Source organism: Streptomyces sp. ALB3 (genome assembly GCF_044385685.1).
Lineage (GTDB): Bacteria > Actinomycetota > Actinomycetes > Streptomycetales > Streptomycetaceae > Streptomyces.
Genome location: NZ_JBISCE010000026.1, coordinates 220,325 through 238,230, shown reverse-complemented (window position 1 = coordinate 238,230; position 17,906 = coordinate 220,325). Strand labels below are relative to the sequence as shown.

16 protein-coding genes and 3 pseudogenes are annotated in these 17,906 nt (G+C 69.2%); 8 read left to right on the top strand and 11 right to left on the bottom strand.

All coding sequences use genetic code 11. The features are described from left to right. Nucleotides 1-23: 23 nt before the first annotated feature. Complete coding sequence (locus tag ACHFIV_RS12985; RefSeq protein WP_398967169.1) at nt 24-404, top strand: hypothetical protein; 381 nt, start codon at nt 24-26, stop codon at nt 402-404. Nucleotides 405-1,150: 746 nt separating this feature from the next. On the opposite strand, the gene ACHFIV_RS12980 is transcribed toward ACHFIV_RS12985, so the two are convergent. Then, nucleotides 1,151-1,567: a hypothetical protein gene (locus ACHFIV_RS12980; protein ID WP_398967167.1), complete on the bottom strand. Its 417-nt coding sequence runs from the start codon at nt 1,565-1,567 to the stop codon at nt 1,151-1,153. A gap of 441 nt (nt 1,568-2,008) precedes the next feature. Next, on the bottom strand, nt 2,009-2,491 hold the full coding sequence (locus ACHFIV_RS12975) for a DedA family protein (RefSeq protein WP_398967164.1): 483 nt from the start codon (nt 2,489-2,491) through the stop codon (nt 2,009-2,011). Between the two features lie 431 nt (nt 2,492-2,922). On the opposite strand from ACHFIV_RS12975, the pseudogene ACHFIV_RS12970 reads away from it, so the two are divergent. Further along, nucleotides 2,923-3,184, top strand: a pseudogene (locus ACHFIV_RS12970) (serine hydrolase); the annotation flags it as partial. A 235-nt stretch (nt 3,185-3,419) separates the two neighbouring features. Here ACHFIV_RS12970 and ACHFIV_RS12965 read toward each other — a convergent pair. Then, nucleotides 3,420-3,980, bottom strand: a complete 561-nt coding sequence (locus ACHFIV_RS12965) for a hemerythrin domain-containing protein (RefSeq protein WP_398967161.1) — start codon at nt 3,978-3,980, stop codon at nt 3,420-3,422. Between the two features lie 513 nt (nt 3,981-4,493). On the opposite strand from ACHFIV_RS12965, the gene ACHFIV_RS12960 reads away from it, so the two are divergent. Next, nucleotides 4,494-5,825, top strand: coding sequence for a YncE family protein (locus tag ACHFIV_RS12960; protein WP_398967159.1), 1,332 nt, complete (start codon nt 4,494-4,496; stop codon nt 5,823-5,825). 685 nt (nt 5,826-6,510) lie between these two features. After that, the gene (locus tag ACHFIV_RS12955; protein ID WP_398967156.1) at nt 6,511-7,161 is read left to right on the top strand and encodes an NADPH-dependent F420 reductase; all 651 of its coding nucleotides are present in this window, start codon (nt 6,511-6,513) and stop codon (nt 7,159-7,161) included. Nucleotides 7,162-7,342: 181 nt separating this feature from the next. Here the strand turns inward: ACHFIV_RS12955 and aztD are convergent, their stop codons facing one another. The 4 genes from aztD to aztB form a co-directional block, all read right to left on the bottom strand. Then, entirely contained in the window at nt 7,343-8,542 is a 1,200-nt protein-coding gene (gene aztD / locus ACHFIV_RS12950) for a zinc metallochaperone AztD (protein ID WP_398967154.1), read from the bottom strand. Between the two features lie 88 nt (nt 8,543-8,630). Further along, nucleotides 8,631-9,587: a zinc ABC transporter substrate-binding protein AztC gene (gene aztC / locus ACHFIV_RS12945; RefSeq protein WP_398967152.1), complete on the bottom strand. Its 957-nt coding sequence runs from the start codon at nt 9,585-9,587 to the stop codon at nt 8,631-8,633. Further along, the gene (locus tag ACHFIV_RS12940) at nt 9,584-10,813 is read right to left on the bottom strand and encodes a hypothetical protein (protein ID WP_398967149.1); all 1,230 of its coding nucleotides are present in this window, start codon (nt 10,811-10,813) and stop codon (nt 9,584-9,586) included. The genes aztC and ACHFIV_RS12940 overlap by 4 nt, the downstream gene beginning before the upstream one ends. 10 nt (nt 10,814-10,823) lie before the next feature. Further along, on the bottom strand, nt 10,824-11,720 hold the full coding sequence (gene aztB, locus ACHFIV_RS12935) for a zinc ABC transporter permease AztB (protein ID WP_398967146.1): 897 nt from the start codon (nt 11,718-11,720) through the stop codon (nt 10,824-10,826). A 15-nt stretch (nt 11,721-11,735) separates the two neighbouring features. Here aztB and aztA point away from each other — a divergent pair, with 15 nt between their 5' ends. Then, the gene (aztA, locus tag ACHFIV_RS12930; protein ID WP_398967144.1) at nt 11,736-12,479 is read left to right on the top strand and encodes a zinc ABC transporter ATP-binding protein AztA; all 744 of its coding nucleotides are present in this window, start codon (nt 11,736-11,738) and stop codon (nt 12,477-12,479) included. 674 nt (nt 12,480-13,153) lie between these two features. Beyond that, nucleotides 13,154-13,501, top strand: a complete 348-nt coding sequence (locus tag ACHFIV_RS12925; protein ID WP_398967142.1) for a hypothetical protein — start codon at nt 13,154-13,156, stop codon at nt 13,499-13,501. A gap of 73 nt (nt 13,502-13,574) precedes the next feature. Here ACHFIV_RS12925 and ACHFIV_RS12920 read toward each other — a convergent pair whose 3' ends face one another. The 3 genes and pseudogenes from ACHFIV_RS12920 to ACHFIV_RS12910 all read right to left on the bottom strand — a co-directional run bounded on the left by ACHFIV_RS12920 (nt 13,575) and on the right by ACHFIV_RS12910 (nt 14,855). Continuing rightward, the gene (locus tag ACHFIV_RS12920) at nt 13,575-13,784 is read right to left on the bottom strand and encodes a hypothetical protein (RefSeq protein ID WP_398967140.1); all 210 of its coding nucleotides are present in this window, start codon (nt 13,782-13,784) and stop codon (nt 13,575-13,577) included. A 26-nt stretch (nt 13,785-13,810) separates the two neighbouring features. Next, a pseudogene (locus tag ACHFIV_RS12915) lies at nt 13,811-13,927 on the bottom strand (hypothetical protein); the annotation flags it as partial. Between the two features lie 214 nt (nt 13,928-14,141). Continuing rightward, nucleotides 14,142-14,855, bottom strand: coding sequence for a tectonin domain-containing protein (locus ACHFIV_RS12910; protein WP_398967138.1), 714 nt, complete (start codon nt 14,853-14,855; stop codon nt 14,142-14,144). 425 nt (nt 14,856-15,280) lie between these two features. On the opposite strand from ACHFIV_RS12910, the gene ACHFIV_RS12905 reads away from it, so the two are divergent. Next, nucleotides 15,281-15,607, top strand: coding sequence for a hypothetical protein (locus tag ACHFIV_RS12905; RefSeq protein WP_398967135.1), 327 nt, complete (start codon nt 15,281-15,283; stop codon nt 15,605-15,607). A gap of 114 nt (nt 15,608-15,721) precedes the next feature. Next, nucleotides 15,722-16,980 (top strand): annotated as a pseudogene (locus tag ACHFIV_RS12900) (ISAzo13 family transposase). A gap of 19 nt (nt 16,981-16,999) precedes the next feature. Here the strand turns inward: ACHFIV_RS12900 and ACHFIV_RS12895 are convergent. Further along, on the bottom strand, nt 17,000-17,821 hold the full coding sequence (locus tag ACHFIV_RS12895; RefSeq protein ID WP_398967133.1) for a DUF1963 domain-containing protein: 822 nt from the start codon (nt 17,819-17,821) through the stop codon (nt 17,000-17,002). Nucleotides 17,822-17,906: the final 85 nt, after the last annotated feature.

The window sequence follows — 17,906 nt, the reverse complement described above, 5'->3', positions numbered from 1 at the left end:
GACGTCTCACGAATGGACTCTCTATGCGCCTGAGGACCATAGCCCTTGCCGCAGTACCCGCGGCCTTCCTCGGAGTCATGGTCGCGGCGCCCAGCGCTTCGGCATGGGCTCCCGGCAACTGCCCCCAGAACACGTTCTGTGTCTGGCCCGAATTCTGGTACGGAGACACCGATACGCCTCCGTCGCTGGCGACCGAGGGCGAATGGTCCGGCAGCGCTCGCGGCCACATCTTCTACAACAACACCTCCCGGGACGTCACGATGACGTACTTCGTCGCCCAGGACGCGGGGCACGGGACCGTCCACACGACGTGCGTCAGCCGGGGTCAGGGCAGTTACTTCACCGTGCCCATGTCCGTCACGGACGTGTCCTGGCGCGAGGACGACGGCACCCCTTGCTGGTGACCACCGCCACGTCCGGTACGGGTGGCCTCCCCGGCCGGTACAGGTTCGTGCAAGTCCGGACCTGACGGCCGGGACGGAGTGGTTCTGGTCGGGATCGAGGTGGTGCGGCGGGCTCACGAGACGCGTCTGGTGACGCCAGCCGGTAGGCGGGCGACGGAGTGCGCGCTGGTGCGCTTCGCCGCGGGCGGAGACTGGTGCGCCGAAAGCCCGGTGGTGCTGGACTTCGAAGGCTCCCACGTGGAGGTCTGCGCGAGCGGGAGCAGCGGCCCCCTTGATGCCAGGGAGCCGGTCCGCGCCGGCGGACCGGGTGCGGCGGCTGATGAGGTCGCCGCGCACTCCGGGCGGCCGGGGTTGCGTCCTGGCGACGGAGCATCGGGCTGATGATGTCGCCGCGCGTGTTCGACGCACGGTGTGAAGGCGCTCGGTGCCGCGCTGGAAGGGCTCGGCGAGCGTCGAGACCAACTGCGAGGTGAGCTGCTCGCCGGTATTTTCGACCGTGATCAGCACACTCTCGGGGCGAACGCTGGAGAGGACCCACACGGTGCCCTACTCGGGCAGGTGGAGCCGAAGAGCTCGTGGCTCCCGCCGGAGACCGGCAGCGATCATCTCCCGGTAGCGGCCGGGGCCGACTGGTGAACACCGGGATTCAGGGCCGGTGACTTGGCCGCACGGCGGTGTCGTCCCCGCCCCCGGCATGGTGCGGCCCGGCCGCGTTCGGTCGCGGCCGGGCCGGAGTAGCTGTCCGATCAGGACTCGGGGCAGAGCGTCCTGCGCAGCCCGGTGTTGAGGTGGCTTCCGTCGTCATCGGTCAGCGTGACGCCGTCGTAGGAGAACCGTTGTGCGGCAGTCCGGTCTGGATTCGTCGCGCCGCCGTCAAGGGACGAGCACTGGTTGCGGGCCGCGTCGAGGGCCTTGTCCTCGTCACGGGTGAGATGCGCGTTGACGTCACGGATGGCCGCGAGGACGGCGTCGCGCTCGGCGCCGGTGGGCTCCGGCGGGATGCCGGCCTTCTCGGCGCCGGTGCCGTCCGAGGCGTTCGGCCCCGCGGCTACGGTGCTGTTGGCGGTGTCGGCTTTGCTCTCGCCGCTCTTACCGCTGCCGCAGCCGACGATGGTGACGGTAAGTATCGCCGCGGTGGCCGCGGTCATGGTGCGGATGCGCATGGTCCCCCCTGGCTGGACACGAGTAGGAACATGGTGCGGCATGTGCGGCGCCGGGCCCGCGGTGGTGCTGTAGTCGTGACGTGATCCGGACGTGTGGGAGCGATCGGCTCGCCGTGCTGGCGCGCGAGCGAGGGCGCGTCCGCGTGTACCCGGTGCGGGGACGAGAGGAGGAAGGGGAACCCGTAGCCGCCGAGACCACGCGCGCTTCCTGCACGAGGTGTAGGCAGGAGCAGGAGGAGAGGCGGCGGCGGAACAGGTGAGGACGAAGCACTCATGGACGCTTCAACGCTCCAGCTCACGCACCTGGTGAGCCGTCCAACGCCGCTCCGACGCCGCGTGGTCCCGCGTCAGGCACCAATTCTCCCATGTGGATATACCACCGGTCCTACACGGTCACGGCCCGCTTCGGCCTCGGCCCGTTGTCCGTGAGCACGGGCAAGCTCACGACCTGTCGGTGGCAGTGTCCCCGGAGGACGGGGCCGCCTTCGCTCTGCGGTACACCACCACCCCGCACACGCCGAGGACGAGGACGACCACGGCGGAGACCCCGAAGGCCGTCCACTCGGCGAAGAGCTTTCCCAGAACCTCGAGTACGCCGAGCCCCACAGTCGCGTAGATCAGCGCCCAGGCCGCTCCGCCCACGAACAGGGCGGGAAGGTAACGCGGCAGCGGCATGCGCATGCTGCCCGCGAGGAAGTTGGCGGCGGTCTGGAAACCGACGGTCAAGAACGAGACGGCCACGACAGGCGCGCCCCACCGCTGGATCGCCCGCTCGGCACGCCGGAACTTCGCCGAGGAGATCCGCCCGGCGAACCTGCTGCGCCGGGCACCCGCTCCGGCAAGCCACCCGACGGCGAACGTCCCTCCGGCTCGGAGCAGGACGATGGCGTACAGCGCTCCGGCCGCGACCGCGACCCTATCCACGTCGCCCCGCCCTGCGTGTCGGCCCATGACCCGCGCTTCCCGTCACCCTCGTGAGCGCTCCCGCCCCACAGGGCGCACGACGCGCACGAGCACGGTCACCGTCTTTCACCTGCACCCTGCCCTTGTCTGTTCCGTCCGCCGGGTCCCTGCCTGTGGCATCGGAATGCGAACCCACACGCCCGGGTCCACGCGCCAGGCAAGGCCAGCCTAACCGTATGAGCACAGGGCGGATACAGGGCACCTGGTCACCCGAGGAACAGTCGGCGCGGTCAGGGATCCGGACGGTGCACCAGCAGGGGGTGGTCACCTGCCGGTGCGGCAGCGTCCTCGCCCTGGCCGATCACCCCGTCTCGCTGCTTCTCCCCTCCATCAGCGGGCTCGGGCTGTACACGACTGCGTTGGACTCCCCGATGATCGGCGCGTACCCAGGGTTCACGGTGGAGGGCCCTGCCGCACAGGGACATCAAAGCCGACCTCCGGTGTTCCAGTCGGGCGGCGGCGGGTTCGACTCGACTGCCGACGACTACCGCGCCTACTTCCGGATGCTGCTCAACCACGGAATGCACGGCACGGAGCGGATCCTGTCCCGGCCCGCCGTCGAGCTCATGACCAACCGACCGCCTCACAACCGAGCAGCTGGCCACCCGGGAAGCCTGGGTTCGCAACGTCGTCCACCTCTCACACGGCCAGGGGTAGCGCGGCGGCTGGGGCTTCGCGATGGCGGTACACACCTATCGAAGTGACTGAGCGGGTGCGTCGAGCCGGGGGCCGTTCTGATCTTGCGCGTACTGCGCACGGCCTCGCCCCACTCCCGGCGGACCGAATGAGCTGTCGCCCGGTGAAGCGGGCGAAGGAGTGGGGCAGCCCACCTCACAGCCGGTGTGGGGGTTGGCGACGGTAGTCGTTCGACGGGGTCTTCGACTGTCACTCAGCTCTTCCCACGACCGGTCAGCAGGTCGCGGGCTCTGTCCACGAGTCCGGCGCCCGGGCCCAGCAGCTTGTTGCCGGGCGGGGTGTCGGGTGAGGAGGGGTGTGGCCTGGTGGGAGCCGACTTCTTCGCCGCGCGGACCTTGTCCCCCAACTCGTCCAGTGCCTCCGGGGTGCAGGCCGCCGCGAGCAGGGGGAAAAGGCGTCCCTCCTCGTCGCGGACGTGCTCGCTCACCTCGAACTTCAGCTTCGCCACCAGGTCGTTGAACTGCGGGTCGTCCGCCGCCACGCCCTCCAGGTCCTTGAGGTGCCGCTCCACCGCCGCGTGGTCGGAGAGCTCCTTGTCGGCGATTCCGTCCCCGCCTTCGACGTACTCGCGCACCGCCGGGTACAGGTGCATCTCCTCGGCGACGGAGTGGCGCACCAACTCGATGGTCAGTTCGTCGGCCAGTTTCCGCCGTTCCTGATCACCCACCGGCTGGGCCTCGATCCTTCCGAACAGCTCGTCGACCTCGCGGTGGTCGGTAGTGAGTTCCGCGATCACGTTTCCGCCGTGTCCCATGAAGGGAGCACCTCCGCCTGTGTGGGTGTGTGGGCTGAAGCCAGCTCACCGTTCCACAGGCCGACCTCGATACCCCGGCAACACGCGCGCGGGCTGGGCCGTGAGCGTGGCTCGGTGTTCCCGGGCAGGTCAGTCCGGCCGCAGCCGGACAGGGGTCGATCAGAGTCCGAGGGTGATGGGCGCGCGCTGACACGAGCGTCACTCAACAACTGCGCACCTGGCAGAACTGACTGAACCCGCGGATGCCTCCGCGGGCCGGCTGCCCGGGCCGGGCCGACAGGCTTCGCGAGGAATCAGTGAGATCGAGGGGGGTAGAAGGCGCCAGGGTTGCCCCTCGGCACCCCGCCGCTGCCACCTCCGCGACCTGAAAACTTCGGAGGGGCACGTACTCACACGCTTGGGGGATTCATGCTCACGCATCGATCGATGCCGTTACGTTCGGTGGTCAGACGTGCGCGCCGGACGTGCAGGCGCATAACGCCTCTTGTCCTGCCGGCTCTCGCGGTGACTCTCATGGCGCCGTCGGCCGTCGCAGCCGAGCCGGTGGACTCACCCGGGGCGAGCGTCCTCACCGCCACCGCGCAACCCAAGGCGGTGACGCTGCCGCTGAAGGACTACGACGACCTCGTGGTGGACGGGACACACGGAAAGCTCTTCCTCAGCGATCCCGGACGCGGCGCGGTCGTCGTCACCGACTTCCAGGGCAAGGTGCTTCAGCAGATCACCGGCCTGCCGGGGGCGGCGAAGCTCGCCCTGACACCCGACGCCACCACCCTGTACGCGGCGCTCCCCGGTGCGGACGCCGTCGCCGCCATCAGCACCACGACCCACAGGGTCACCACGCGGTACGCGACAGGTGCAGGGACGGGTCCGAGCTCCGTCGTCGTCAGCGGAAAACGGCTCTGGTTCGGTTACGGCGGCCTGGGCGCCGGCAACATCGGCTCCATCGATCTGGCGACGGCGAAGCCGACCGTCAAGCTCGGCCATGCCGCCCTCAACCTCTGGTACTCCGCGCCCTCGCTCCATGTGTCCCCCGCTGACGACGGCACGGTGGTGGCGGGACAGGAGATCGGTAGCCCCACCCCGATCGTGGTGTACGACGTCCGCACAGGAACAGCACGGCAGAAGGCCCACCGCTGGAACCCCAGTGGTTACACGGACACGCTGTCGGACCTGGCCTTCACGCCGGACGGGAAGAACATCGTCCTGGCCAGCGGATCTCCGTACTATCACCAGGTGCTCCGCACCGCGGACCTCGCCGACGCCGGACAGTACCCGTCGGCCCCCTACCCCACCTCGGTCGCCATCGCGTCCGACGGGGCGGTCGCCGCAGGGGTGGACAGTGTCTACGGCTCAGACGTGTTCATGTACAAGCCCGGCACCCGCGTCTCGCACGGAGTCTTCGAGTTCGCGTCGGGTGCTTCGTCCCCGCTGCTCCTGCCCGGAGGCCTCGGCTGGGCTCCGGACGCCAGCCGTGTCTTTGCGGTCACCCAGGAAGGTCACGAGGGCGCGCCCATCAGCCTGCGCGTGCTGACGACGCCGGGCAAGGCGGCCAGCGAGCTGGCCCTGTACATCCCCTCCTGGTCGGGGCCGGGGGTACTGTCCTTCAGCGGGCGGCTCCGCTCCGACCTGCCGCTCAAGGCAGGCACGGTCATCAGGATCAGTCGTCTCGATCCGGGAGCGGCCAAGGCGACCGCCCTGCCTTCCGTCACCATCGACGGGGAGGGCGTCTTCACCTTCACCGACAGACCGGTGGGGCAGGGCCATGCCACGTACACCGCCACCTTCGACGGTGACGCACTGCACCTGCCGTCCGGCAGCAGCACGGAAGTCCAGGTCGGTTGACGGGCGGTACCGCGCGGGGGATGAGGACAGAGACCATCTCCCGCGCGGTACCGGCGGCAGGGTTCCTCGTCGGCAGCCGCTCCACACCTGCGCACCGATCCGAGCGCCGCACACGCCCCGTCGGCGAGCGATCACGCGCCTGCCTCGGGGGAAGGCAATTGCGCCCCCTGACGTCTGTGCCCCTGCACGGTCCCTCGGCCCGGCGGCGCCTTCCTGCCGCCGTCGGCCGGTCTGCCGGGTGACGTGACCGAGCCGAGTGGCTTCCGGAGCAAGGAAGAGCTTGAGCCACAACTGCGCATCGTGGTTGTGCCCGTGCGGGTCGAGCAGAACCGTGCTCCCCGCGGGGAACTCCTGCCCGGCCCGGCGAAGAACAGGACCTCGAGGTCCCGCTGCGGCGCGTCCCCACAGCCCCCCGGAGCGGGGCAAGAGCCGGCTTCCTCCCTTCGGCGCCCTGGTCGGCCGTCGCTGTCGTCTCGGTCAACTGGACCGGGCCAGGGGTGCCGCCGGCCTCACCGTCCCGGGCGGCATACCGCGAAACCGATCCGACGGGGCGAGCGTGACGGCCGCACAGGGAGAACTCGGCCGGTCGTAGCCGGTGGGCGGCCACAGGCTTACGTCGTTGGTACCGGTGCACCCGGGTCTACGGTCCGATTCGCCGAGTCCTGACCACGGCTAGCGTCACACCATGCGCATAGGACTTCTTGGTACCGGAAACGTCGCCCGAGCACTGGCCCGGGGCTGGAGTACGGCAGGACACGACGTGCTCCTCGGCTCACGCCGACCTGAGGATCGAACGGATCTCGGACTCCCCGTGGCAGGGCTGAGCGAGACAGCCGCCCACGCCGAGGTACTGGTCAACGCCACCCCGGGGGCCGTCTCCGTGGAACTGCTGCGTTCCATCGGGGCGCCGGCGCTGGCCGGCACCCTGTTGATCGACATCGGGGTCGGCCTGTCCGACGACTTCACCGAGCTCTCGCATCCCAACAGCAGTCTGAGTGAACAGATCCAGGAGGCCTTCCCCCTGACCCCGGTCGTCAAGACGCTCTGCACCATGGACTCCACCGTGATGACCGCCCCGGACGGTCTCGACGGTCCGAGTACCGTCTTCCTCTCCGGCGACGACGCCGATGCCAAACGGACCACCGGTCGACTGCTCACCGACCTCGGCTGGCCTCCGTCATCCCAGCTCGACATCGGTGGCATCACGACCGCTCGTGGACAGGAGCACTTCGCCCTGCTCTTCATGGGCATCGCGGGCGGCGTGGGAGGTCACATGTTCAACATCAAGGTGGTCACCCGTCCTTCGGACCGGAGCGTGCCGTCCGCACGACCTTGACTGATGGACCATCGCGTGATGGGTCCTGATGGGCTGGCGGACGCGGCGGGGGGAGTGGTACTCCCGCACCTGGATCCCATCGAGGAAGCGGCCCCCAGGTAGCGCCGGGTGACGGCAGCACGGGGCGCCCGCCGGTCCTGGACCGGCGGGCGCCCCGCGGTGAGTGCAGGCAGGGGACCGGTCAGTGACCGTCAACAGTCCCGGACAGTTCGTTGGTGCTCTTCGGCAGCGTCGCGGAGGTCAGCTTCTCACCCGAGTCAAGGTCGAAGGCGTGCAGTTGGCGCTTGCCCGGTTCGGAGACGTACGCCGTGTGGTCACGGACGAACAGGGTGGGCCTGGGCTGCTGCCAGTCCAGGGGTTCCGTCCAGTCGCCCACCGCTTCGATCTTCCGCTGCACTTTTCCGGTCTCCGGGTCGATGACATGGAGAACACCGTTGGTGCCGAGCACGAGGGCTTCGCCGTGCGGGCCACGGGCGAGTGAGCGGAAGGAGTAACTGGTGCCGAGGTCGACCAGTTTCATCTTCGCCGTGCGGGTGTCGATCAGCGATATGCGGGTCGGCCGCTCCAGTTCCGCGTCCGGGTCGGTCTTGTAGTCACCCAGGAGGATCGGGGAGGCGTCGCTGCCGGCCTGATTGCCGGTCCGGGCGTAGTCGTCGGGGGCGTCGACCTTGACGAACGCGCCGTCCTTGTAGAGCAGTACACCGTCTTCACAGCCGAAACCGACCACCTCGCCCTTGGCAGCGGCCTCGCCGTGGACACCTGGGCAGTTCTCGGCGCGTGCGATCTCCTTGTTGTTCTTGTCCAGGACGAGGGCGCCGGTGCGCTTCTCCTCCGTGCCCAGGGTGCTGACGAGTTCACGGCCGGCCAGTTCGATGGCGACGCCGTGGTGGGGCTCGGCGGAGGTGTAGCTCCGGCCTTGCGGCTGCTTCCCGCCGGCCAGGTCTTCGGGGTCGAAGGCGTTCACCTCGCCCGTACCGTCGGTGAACAGGACCGTCCGGTCGCCGTGCCGCACGACGTGACCGGGCTTCGAACCCTTGAACTCGACGTTCGTGAAAGTCTGCCGGGCCGCGTCGAACACGCGGAATCCCTGGTCGGTCGAGATGATGACGTGATCCTCGTCGCCCGCCGGGTTGACCCGGTTGAACCCGGGCAGCTCGACGGTTTTCGCCAGCTTCAGTGTCTCGCCGTCGAGGACGTACAGACCCCCGTCGTAGGAGGCGACCAGCGGGTTCTTCACCGCGGTGGCCTCACTGCTCTTCGCTTGCCTCGGCCCGGCAGCGGAAGCGCCGTCGTCGCTGTTGCCGCAGGCGGTCAGTGCCATCGACGCCGTCAGGGCGAGGGCAGTGCCTGTGAGCGTTCTGGCGCGTGTCGACCTGTTCATCGTGTGTTCGTCCTCTCCGGCCCTGGGGGCACGGGGTTGTGTGATGGAGCGGCCGGCGATCGGCGCGCCGGCCATCGAGGGAAGCTGGTCAGTCACCCGTCAGGGCCTCGGTCGTCGCCGAGGTGTTGGCACGCATCATTTCCAGGTAGGTGCCGGCCCCCTGGCCCTTCTCGGTCAGCGACTCGGAGTACAGCGGGACGACGTCCACGTCGCCGCCCATCTCCTGGCGCAGGACCTCGGCCAGCCGGGTGGGCTGAGATGTGTCGGCGAAGACGGTGCGCACGTCGGCCTTCTCCATGGCCTGGGTGAGGGAGCGCAGGTCGGAGGAGCTGGGGGAGGCGAGTGTGGTGCCGCTGGGTATGACCGCGCCGATCACGCGGAAGTCGAAGCGGTCGGCCAGGTACCCGAATACATGGTGATTGGTCACCAGGGCGCGGCGGGCCTTGGGGATGTCCGCGAAGGACTGTTCCATCCAGGTGGCGAGGTCGGCGAGTTGATCGTCGTACCGTGCGGCGTTGTCCCGGATCACCTTCTCGTTCACGCCGTCGACGTGTTCCACGACCCGGGCGGCGATCAAGCCGGCCGCCTTGCGCACCCGATCGGGGTCGGTCCAGAAGTGCGGGTCCGGCTCGCCGGCCCCGTCGTCGGGTCCGCCCTCGTCGCCGGGATGGAAGGTGAGGGGATCGGCCGCCTCGCCGGCTGCGAAGGTGGCCACGCCCGATTCGCGGGCCGCCGCCACGTGCCGCAGTACGTTCTCCTCCAGCCCCAGGCCGTTGTAGACGACCAGGTCCGCATTCTCCAGCTCGGCGGCCTGTACGGCCGAGAGGCCGAATGAGTGGGGGTCGGCGTCGGGCTTCATCAGGACGCTGACGTCCGCCTGGTCCCCGACAAGTTCCCGGGTGATGTCACCGAGGATGTTGGTCGTCACCACGACCTGGGGCCGTTCGTCGTCCCCCGCGCAACCGGCCCCGGCGGCGGCGGTGAAACAGGTGACCAGGGACAGCAGCAGGGCGCGCCCGCGCGCCGCTCGTACACCCGCGCTCACAGGCCCGTCTCCACCATCAGGGACGGCCGGACGTCCAGGTCGAACGTGCGGGCGACACGGAGGTTGTCGTTGTAGTCGATCTCGTACACGCGCTTGCCTGCGGGATCGTTGAGGTAGGCCCGGCTCCGGTCGACCTCGATCACCGGTGTCGCGGCGGCGGTGTCGGGGACGTCCGTCAGCAGACGTTCGGTGACCGCGGTCTCCTCGCCGGTGGCTATGTCATAGCCGTGCAGGGCCCCGTCGGTCTCCAGGACCACGAGCGGCGAGCCCTCACCGGCGGTGTTGGCGGCGACCACGGACCCGGTCTCCACCCGGTTCCAGGCACGCCGGGTGACGTCCAGGACCCAGACGGCGTCCTTGCCCGCAGGTGCTGTGAGCGTCGTACTGCCCGGCCGGTGCCGGAACTCCGTGGCCCGTTCGGCCTTCGGTACATCGTCGCCGTACGCGATCCTCTCAGCGGTGAAGGAGCCGTCGTCCTCGTGGACGAGCAGGGCACCGTCGGCGCAGCCGAGGACGATCCCCCGGCGGGTGACCGCGTCACCCTCAGGGTCCTCGCACTCGAGCTCCGGGGTGGCGACGCGCTTGCCCGACCGGTCGAGCACGACGACCTTCGAGGGAGCGCCGTCCTCCCGTGTGAGGGTGATCAGGTGCTCCGCGTACGGTACGACGGCCCCGGCGTGCACGCCCGGAAGCTGGTCGGGGGCACCCAGGGTGCCCTTTTCCAGATCCGCACGGGTGTGCAGACGCGCCGTGCCGTCCGCTCCCGTGACCACTGTCACGCCCGTGTCGCTGCGGATGCTCGTGCCGGTGCCCCCCGGGAGTGCACCCACCTCCTTGGTCCTCGCGCTGTAGTAGTGCACATGGTCTCCGTGGTCGACCATCCACGCACCGCCGTCGAGGATGCGGGTGCCCTCCGCGCCGTGGAAGTAGCCGAACCGGCCATCCGTGGTGAGTTCGGTGACACCTGTTTTGCGTGTGCTGTCGTGCGTCCTGCCGGTGGTCAGGTCGAGTACGCGGGTGTCGCCGGTGCCAGGGTCGTTGAGAAGGAGCCGGGACTGCTGCTCGGCGGCCTCCGTGGCCCCCTCGACGTAGCCGTGGGGGGTGTCGGAGGAAGAGGGTTTCCCGGGACTCGACTTGGCGTGGTCCTGGCCCGCGCAGCCAGCGGTCAGCAGGACCACGGACAGGAATGCCGACGCCAGGGGTGTGACGTTTCTTCGGACGAACAAGGAGATCGCCTCACATCTCGTTCGGGCGGGTCGTGGGGGCATGCGAGTGGAAGCCGGCGGCATGAGCGTGGAGACCGGCGCGTCGTGCGTGACGTCGGTGCCGGAACCCGGATGCCAGGCGGGACAGGAAGAAGAGGCTGACGGCGAGGGCCGAGACGGTCGCGCCGGCCGCGGTGCTCAGATGCCATGACAGCAGCAGGCCGCCGAAGGTGGCGGCCGCGCCGAAGGCCGCAGCAAGGACCATGACGCCGGGGACATTTCGCGCCCAGGGCAGAGCTGCCGCCGGCGGGGCGATGAGCAGGCCGAGGACGAGCAGCGTACCCACGATGTGGAAGGAGGCGACGATGGCGAGGGCCAGCAGGCCGAGCAGCACGGCGTGCGCCAGTCCGGGACGCAGGCCGAGCGTCCGCGCCTTCCGCTCGTCGAACGCGAGGGCCAGGAAAGCACGGTGACTGAGCATGGAGAGGAGCAGTGCGAGCAGCAGCGCCGCCCCGAGAAGGACCAGGTCGCTCTCGCGTACGGCGAGGACGTCACCAAAGAGGAACCCGGTGAGGTCCACGGCGAACGACTGCGAGCGCGACACGATGATGACGCCGAGCGAGAGCATGCCGACGAAGAGCAGGCCGATGCCGGTGTCCTGGGTCAGCCTCGGTGTGCGGCCGAGGGCGGTGACACCGGCCGTCATGACGGCCGCACTCACCACCGCCCCCACCAGCAGGTTGCCCCCGAGCAGCGCGGCGGCCGCGACGCCCGGCAGGAGGCCGTGGGACATGGCGTCACCGAGGAAGGCCATCCCTCTCAGCACCACCCACGTACCCGCGAGGGCACATATCGCCGACACCAGAATTCCGGCCCACAGGGCCCGCTGCACAAAGGCCACCTCGAAGGGGGCCGTCAACCACTCCATGCCGAGGACCCTACAATGACAATCATGTTCAACAAACACCCGCTGCTGCTGCCCGCCGACCGGCCGAGCCATGAGCGCGTCTGGTTCAGTCACCTGGACGCGGGCTACCCCGGCCGTCCGGTGCTCCACCAACTCACCGCTTCCATAACGGGCTTGGCCATGACGGCGCTCGTCGGACCGAACGGCAGCGGAAAGTCCACCCTGCTCGGCGTCCTCGCCGGCGTGATCGACGCCACATCCGGACAACTCCACTACGCAGAAGGCCGTCCGCCGGCCTTCGTCCCGCAGCGCGGCGCCGTCGGAGACACCCTCCCCCTCACGGCGCGGCAGACCGTGGAGATGGGCCGCTGGGGCGAGCGGGGGCTGTGGCGGCGGCTGACCCGACAGGACCGGACGGTGGTCGACTCAGCCATGGAACGACTTGGCATCGCCGACCTCGGCGCCCGCCAGCTCGGCGAGTTGTCCGGCGGGCAACGCCAGCGCGTCCTGATCGCCCAGGGCCTCGCCCAGCAGTCCGACCTCCTGCTCCTGGACGAGCCGACCACCGGGCTCGACCCCGAAGCCCGTGAGCGGATCACGGCGCTGCTGACTGACCTGGTCGCCGACGGGACGACCGTCGTCCAGGCCACGCACGACCTGGAGGCCGCCCGCTCGGCCGACGCCTGCCTGCTCCTCAGCGACGGACGACTGGCAGGGCAGGGCTCGCCCGAGAAGGTACTCACCCCGGCGGCTCTGTCCGGGATCCGGCAGCCGGGGTGAAGCAGCCGGACGGAACCGGTGGCGCCCGGCGCGCTTGCGCCGTATGGGCTGGTGGAGCTCGGCGGAAACCACAGGATTCGGCGTACCGCCGGTGACATGCCGGCACCGTTGCCCGACGACCCGAACACGAACTCGTCGCAGTCCAGCGTGTCGGCGGCGTTCGCCAGGGCACGCGCGTCCCCGCTCACAACGGCCCGTCCGGTGGGGCGGCTCCTGTTCCTGTCCAGCCGTCATTCTGTACACGGGCGCCGCGCGGCCGGAGAGGCCGGGGCGGACAGCACGGCGCGGCAGAACCGGTGCGCACAGGCCGTCGACGCTCGTGCCGGCCGCGTCCGGGCACAGCGTTCGGTGCTCGTCCGCCATTGGCCCGAAGCCGCCCGCTCCCGCGATCCTGCCCCTACGATGGACGCCTCCGTTCCCGCCGGGAGGCCGCTGTGTCGCCGCACCGCCCCGACTATCCGCCGAAGACTCCACCGCCCCCGAAGAGGCCCGTCGAAATCCCCCGACCGGAGCGGCAGGAGGCCCCGCCCTGCGCCCCGGTCATCATCCGAGGCCGTAGTGTCCGGAACTGGGCGTTCACCCCGAGCCCGGCCGCCGCTGCCCGCGCGGGGTGCCAGGTCGCGGACACACTTCGCCGCTGGGGCTACCGACCGAAGGACGACCGCCCTCAGCAGGTGGTCGAGCTCCTGTTCCGCTCGGCCGCGCAGGACGGCGGCAGGCGCATCTCGCTGCACCTGGCCGACGACGAGGAACGCGACCAGGTGATGGTCCTGGCGATCAGCCACCGGCAGGACATGGCGACGGGTGACGACGACCAAGTGCTCCGGGACGCCGGGCACATGCGCGCCCTTGTCGCTCTCGGGCCACGCGATGTCGGTGTCGAGACCACACCGGACGGGCGGCGCTGGTGGGCGGGACTCGACTTACCGCGCCCGCGCCTCCCTCTCGACGTGGAACAGAGCCGGCCACGTGCCCTCACCCACGGTCCCGGAAAGCTGGAGGGGCCACCGCGCCCTGAATAGTGCAGAGTGCCCGGCGGCGCAGCCAGGTCCGCGCCGCAGTCCGGCGACAAGGCCTCTCGTCGGGTCAGCGCCCTCAAGCGGCCTGATACTGGTGCGCCCGGCCCCCTCGCCACTCCACCCAGTCCGGGTCATCCAGCAGGCGCCCCGCGTCAGGGAGACCGGCCCGCCGGATGAACTCCTCCACGTCACGGTCGTCGTGGGCCAGCCCGGCGATCTGGTCGCGGATGGTGACCCGGCGGCCACCGCTGGGGGAGGGACGGTGGATGACTATCGGCGCACTCATACTCCCAGCCTGCGACACCGCGCTGCTCACAGCATGCCGAGCGAGATGTCCGGACGGCGTTCCCCGCATACCCGTACTCCCTGGTCTGGCGCGGAAAGCGCCTGCCCACGGTCGACAGGCCTTCTGCGACGGCTGACAGCACGGCAGTCGCCGACATCACCACCGGGCGGAAGAGCGCCGACGGGATACCGGACCGCATGACCCGGCCCACCGGAGGCGTACGCCGTTCAAGGCCCTGCTGCCGCGGTCGCTCGTCACCCGGCGTCGGCGATCCCCATCACCGGCAGAGCGTCGGGGGCGTCCGCGCGGGCCCTCGACCGTTCTGGTCGAGGGCCCGCTGTGCCTGGTGGGAACGGGTCAGCTCGGCTGGTCGCCGGTGTAGCGGTAGATCTCGCCGGCGGTGTTGAGGTGCCATACGGTGCCGTCGGCTCCGGCGGCGATGTCGGTGGCGGTTCCGGGAATCCTGACCCACGGGTTGGCGCCACTGGCGTCGTTGTTGGTGTAGCGGTAGATGCTGCCGGCCGGATCGACGCCCCACACGTTGGTCCGAGAACCCACCGCGATCCGCTTCAGGCTGCCCGCGACGTCTGCCCACGGATCCGACGGGTCCTGATCTCCGGTGTACCGGTAGATCTGGTTGCCGCTGTTGACTCCCCAGACGGTGCCGTCCGCGCCGGCGCCGATGTCGCTCAACGATCCGGGGATCTTGATCCACGGCTTGGCGTCGTGGTTCGTGTACCTGTAGATGCCACCGGCGGAGTCGACGCCCCACACGTTCGTCCGGGAGCCCGAGTCGATGCGGACCAGGCTGCCGTCGATGCCTTTCCACGGGTTCGCGCCGTCATGGTCCCCGGTGTACCGGTAGATCCGGTTGCCGCTGTTGACTCCCCAGACGGTGCCGTCCGCAGCGGCGCCGATGTCACTCAGCCCTCCGGGAACGTTGATCCACGGAGAGCCGTCGTAGTTGGTGTAGTGGTAGATCGCACTGCCTGCGTTGACGCCCCATACCGTGGTCCTGGACCCCGCTGTGATGGCACTGAGGCCGCCCGCGACCTTCACCCAGTCCGCCATTCCGGATCACCCTTCATCGAGCCGACATCGAGGCGATGCTTCACGCCTCGAGGAGCCGATAAGGGAGGCGAATTCCCGTTCCCGTACTGAACGAGCCAGCAGAACAGAGGTTTGGCACCCACGCCGTTGGGAGGCATGGGCGGGAGCGGTTTCCGGCGGAGCATGTCGGCTGGAAGCGCTGTCCCACTGCTAGGGGATCGACAAGAGCACTGGCTGTCTGCTCCGGCGCAGCGTGGAGCTGCCAGGTGGCCACTCAGCGGACGGACGGTCCGCCACCAACGCGACCACCGCCGACAACCGCAGGGCCTCCTACGCCGACGGCGACAGATGTCGCGCGTCCCCCACCCGATCGCTCACACACGTCCAACAACCCAGAACACAAACCGTTTCGGATCAAATAAGGTGCCGCAATGAGGTTGCGCGGAATGTTCATCGCATTTTTCGTGGTCCCGCTAGCGTGGGGGGTGATCACCCTGCTGAGGGCCGGGGCGGCCCACGGCGGCCCGGACTGCCCGTGGCTCCAGCTGGGCGAGGATGGCGAGGAGCACCCCGGGCAGATGCGGAAGGGCTATACCTGCGTGCTCGACTACAATTACCGCGGCGGCGATTCGACCGGCACGGCCACGTATCGCCAGCGCAAGTACGCCCAGGAGGTGAAGCGCGGCGAGCTCCTGGGCCAAGGCCTGTTGTACACGTTATACGGGGCGGCGGGCACGGCCACCACGGTGATCGCCACCCGGTCGCGACGTTAGCCGCGCCCTTATTGTGCGGATGTGGTGCCCACCCCACCCACCGTCCTGGACGAGAACCCCATGAGTTTCTGATCAATGGGGCTCGGTAGAGGGGTGTTGGTGGGAGCCTGAGATATGACTCCGTGTCTGTCGGGCCGCGCTGCCGCCCGTGCTCTGCGAACTAAGTTCGATCAGATCCTGCCGCGCTTCGATGAGCGTCGGCGCCGGTTGCACCTGGGCGTTGAGGCGACGGCCCTCGGGCACGGCGGGATCGTCCGGGTAGTAGTTGCCTCTGGAACCAGCACTGCCACTATCGCGCGAGGTATTGCCGAGCTGGCCGGTTGCTCCTCGCCGACCCGACGGGTCCGGGCCTCAGGCGCCGGCCGCAAGCGGCTGACAGACAGCGACTCCGGCCTGCTGCCCGCGTTGGAGTCGCTGATCAAGCCGCACACTCGAGGCGCCCCGTCTCTTCGCTGCGGTGGACCATTGTCGTTACGGGCTCTGGCCTCGACCCTCACCACACAGGGCCACCCGATCTGCGCTTCAACCGTCGGCCACCTGCTGCACACCCTGGGCTACAGCCTGCAGGGAACGGCGAAGACAACAGAGGGCATCAGCCATCCGGACCGTGATGCCCAGTTCACCCACCTCAATGCCACCGCCACCGAGTTCCTCAACGACGCCCAGCCAGTGATCAGCGTCGACACCAAGGCCAAGGAATGGCTCGGCAACCGTGACCGGCCCGGTCGCACCTGGCGGCCGGGCAAGAACGCGATCAAGGTCGACCGCCACACGTTCACCACCAACGACCAGCCCATGGCGATTCCCTACGGGATCTACGACATCGCCAACAACACCGGATGGGTCAACGTCGGCACCGACCACGACACCGCCCAGTTCGTGGTGGAGTTCATCCGCGCTGGTGGCAGCACCGCGGACGGGCGGACCACCCGAATGCCGGCCGGCTCCTGATCACCGCCGACTCCGGCGGCTCCAACGACCCCCGCCGCTGGACCTGGAAGAGCAATCTGGCCGCCTTCGCACGAGAGAGCGGCCTGGAGATCACGGTCTGTCACCTACCGCCGGGGACTTCGAAGTGGAACAAGATAGAGCACCGGATGTTCTGCGACATCACCGCGAACTGGCGGGGGCGACGTCTGACCAGCGACCAAGTGGTTCTCGAGACCATCGCCGCCACAACGACCGGGACTGGCCTGACCATTGGGGCCGAACTGGATACAGGAAGCAACGAGAGATCGGCCCTGGACGCGGGCGGCATCGCCATCGCCGCCAAGCGCACGGCCGGTGAGGGGCTTAGCGGGGCCGCGTTCCTTTTGTCCCACTCTGTCGCACACGCCAACAACAGCAAGCGCCGACAACCCGAATTACTGTAGGTGTTCTGTCCTGGCCCGGTTAGGGATTCCAATAGACGGTGCTGAATGTGCGGTCCAAGCGACGGGCCGCCAGGTCCGCGCGCTGGATTCCCCACTGCACGTCCGCGCCTTCCCGACCGCTGATGTCCGGGTTCCAGTGGGCCAGCAGCACCCAGTCCTCGACAGCGCCCGACACCGGCTCACCGCCGCCCCACCGCCCCCGCTCTGCCTGACGCACGGCGCGCTGCGCGACAAATTTCAGCGGGTCCGGGTCGGAGTCCTCCTGGTCCGCGTATCCGCCGATCTGTAGATGCCCCCTTCTGTCAGAGGCGTCGCACCAGACAGTGACCAGCTCGTCAGCGTGCGGGAATCCGGGAAGTGAGTGGTACGGCAGGTCCGGTTCGGCTCTAGCTCTCAGCTCGCCCTGCGGGTAGGAATCGACGATCTTCCGGTAGTAGTCATCGCCGGGGTAGCCGTTCCAGGTGTTCTTGTCGCGTTCCTCCACCGGTGTGCCGGCCGGGACATAAATGGCCTGGCCGCAGTTGCCGTCGCCGTCCGTTGCATCGAGTGAGGCGAAGAGCAGCAGGCGCCCGTCGGGCGGCAGAGGGAGGTCCGTCGCGTCCTTCGGCAGCACGGCGAAGTCGACGGACGCGAGGTACGGGTGCTCAGGGTCCTGGATCTCGGCGGGCAGCAGCAGCGGCCCGCCGAACCTGCCGGCGACCGGCCCGTCTCCGCCACCGGTGAGGACTGCGCAAGGCCGGACGTGGCCGATCCACCGTCCCACCTCCTCGGCCGGCAGCGGGTCGATGTCCTCCCACGGGTACCCCTCCTCAACTGCCCGTGTTCGGAAGGGAAACAGCATTTCTCGAAGCTCACTATCCGTCACACCGGCGACTGTAGTTCCCGCCACCGACAACCCCGTGGCCTCCGGGACAACGAAGGCTTCG